At 70.2% G+C, this 2,121-nt stretch carries 2 protein-coding genes; both read right to left on the bottom strand.

All coding sequences use genetic code 11. The features are described from left to right. Nucleotides 1-151: 151 nt before the first annotated feature. Nucleotides 152-1,051 (bottom strand): alpha/beta hydrolase, encoded by a 900-nt coding sequence (locus VF794_RS15185; RefSeq protein ID WP_331111011.1) that lies wholly within the window; start codon nt 1,049-1,051, stop codon nt 152-154. Next, nucleotides 1,048-2,121: alpha/beta fold hydrolase (locus tag VF794_RS15180; RefSeq protein WP_331111009.1), on the bottom strand; the 1,074-nt coding region annotated here is incomplete at its 5' end. The genes VF794_RS15185 and VF794_RS15180, both read right to left, overlap by 4 nt.

The following is a 2,121-nucleotide window of genomic DNA, read 5'->3' as shown; positions in this document are numbered from 1 at the left end:
ACAGGGCGCCCTCGGCGAAGACGGCGCCGTACCAGTCGAAGAACTTCTGGGCCAGCTCGGGCCGGTTCTTCCCCATGTCGGGGAAGCGGGCCAGGTCATGCGAGTGGTAGTAGGGGTCGTTGCTCATGGTGGGTGGCTCCTCTCGAGGGAGTCAACCACGCACCAGCGCCGTGAGGATGTCCTTCCACTGGGTGTAGATGGAGAAGTGTCCCCCGCCGGGCAGGAAGTGGGGCACCGTGTCCGGGATGCGCGCGTGCAGGTAGCGCCCCATCTGCTGCGGCACGATGGAGTCTCCCTCCCAGTACCAGAGGTGCACCGGCACGCGGATGTCCCCGAGCGGGAAGCCCCAGGGCGAGGTGAGCAGCCGGGCCTCGCGCGCCATGCCCTGTACGCCGTGGCGCGTGGCCTCGCCGCGGAAGCCTTGGATCTGCGCGGCGACGAGCGGGTCCGACAGCACGGCGCGGTCGGACGCCGAGCAGTGCGCGAGCACCGCCGCGAGCGCCTGATCCGGCCGGCGCCGCACGGACCGGTCATGCAGCGTCATGATGGGCTGGAGCAGCCAGTGCGGCCAGGTGGCCAGGGCGTAGGCGGTACGGTAGTCCCGATTGACACCCTCCACGGCCCCGGAGCGGTTGAAGGGCGCGGCTCCGGAGATGATGGCCGCCCCGGTGAGCCGCTCGCCCAGCCGGTACGCGCTGGCCGCCACGTACGGGCCTCCCGCGGACACTCCCATCACGGCGAAGCGGCCCACGCCCAGCGCGTTGGCCAACTGCTCGATGTCCGAGGGCATGTCCAGCAGCGTGCGTCCCCGCTGGAAGTCGGACTGCCCGTAGCCCGGGCGATCCGGGGTGATGAGCCGCACGCCCAGGTTGTACGTGAGCCGGTCGTCCGGGTGCCGCATGTAGCGGGAGCCCGGATTGCCGTGGAAGAAGATGACCGGGGTGCCCTCCAGGTCTCCGGCCTCGACGTACGCCAGCCGGCGCCCATCCTTCAGCCGCACCGAGCCCTCGCGCACCCGGGGCCCTCCCTCCGGTGCTCGCGCTTCGTTCATGCGCCCTCCCACGCCCGCGAGCGCTGGGCCATCCAGGAGTCGATGTGCGGCCACACCTTCACCGGCGCCTTGCTGGAGGCGGACAGGCCGATGTGGCCCACCGGGAAGCGCTTCGTCTCGCGGTCCTTCGCGCCCACCAGCAGCTCCTGGAGGGGCTCGCTCATGGCCGGCGGGGCGATGGTGTCCTGCTCCGCGATGATGTTGAGCACGGAGCACTGGATGCGGCCCAGGTCCACGCGCTCGCCGCCCACCTCCATGCGGTTCTGGCAGAAGAGGTTCCGCTGGTAGCAGTCCTTCATGTACTGCCGGTACACCTCCCCCGGGAAGGGGATGGCGTCGGCGCCCCAGCGCTCCAGCGCGAGGAAGGTGGTGACGAAGCCCGGGTCGTCGATCTGCCGGCAGACGTCGAGCCACTTGGTGAGGCGCTGCACGGGGGCGGCCATGAAGAAGCCGCTCTCCAGCACGTACGGGGGCACGTTGCCGTAGGCGTCCACCAGCGAGTCCACGTCGAAGTGCCCCGGCTGCGTCCACAGCGAGTAGATGCCGCCCTTGCTGAAGTCCACCGGGGTGGCCTGCGCCACGAGGTTGCGCACCCCCTCGGGGTAGAGCGAGGTGTAGGCCAGCGCCAGGGTGCCGCCCATGCAGTAGCCGTAGAGCGTCACGTCCTCGCTGCCACTCACCCGCTGCGTCCAGCGCACGGCACTGCGGATGTGGCCGCCCAGCAGCTCGTTGAGGGAGAGGTTCTGCTCGTCCGCCCCGGCGATGCCCCAGTCGATGGCGTAGACGTCGTAGCCCTGGCGGGTGAGGTACTCGATGAGGCTGCGGCCGGGCAGGAAGTCGAGGATGTACCAGCGGTTGATGAGCGAATAGACGAAGAGGATGGGCGTGCGGTAGCGGCGCCGGGGCGCGGCGTAGCGCAACAGGCGCATGCTGCCGCGCGTGTACACCACCGAGTGTGGGGTGCCGCTGATGGGCGGCTCGCGCAGGCCGGCGGCCTTCTCGATGATGGGCTTGAGGTACGGGTAGGGGTTGATGGAGCGGTCCTGCAGCGCCTGTGCGACCGAGCGCGA

Origin of the sequence: Archangium sp., assembly GCF_036389735.1 — a bacterium.
Classification (GTDB): domain Bacteria; phylum Myxococcota; class Myxococcia; order Myxococcales; family Myxococcaceae; genus Archangium.
Note: the sequence above shows the minus strand (reverse complement) of the source record. Positions and strands in the feature narration are given on the sequence as shown.

Bases quoted from the DNA above. Each gene is read 5' to 3' on its own strand.
- VF794_RS15185 (WP_331111011.1), bottom strand. From the start codon at position 1,051: ATGAACGAAGCGCGAGCACCGGAGGGAGGGCCCCGGGTGCGCGAGGGC.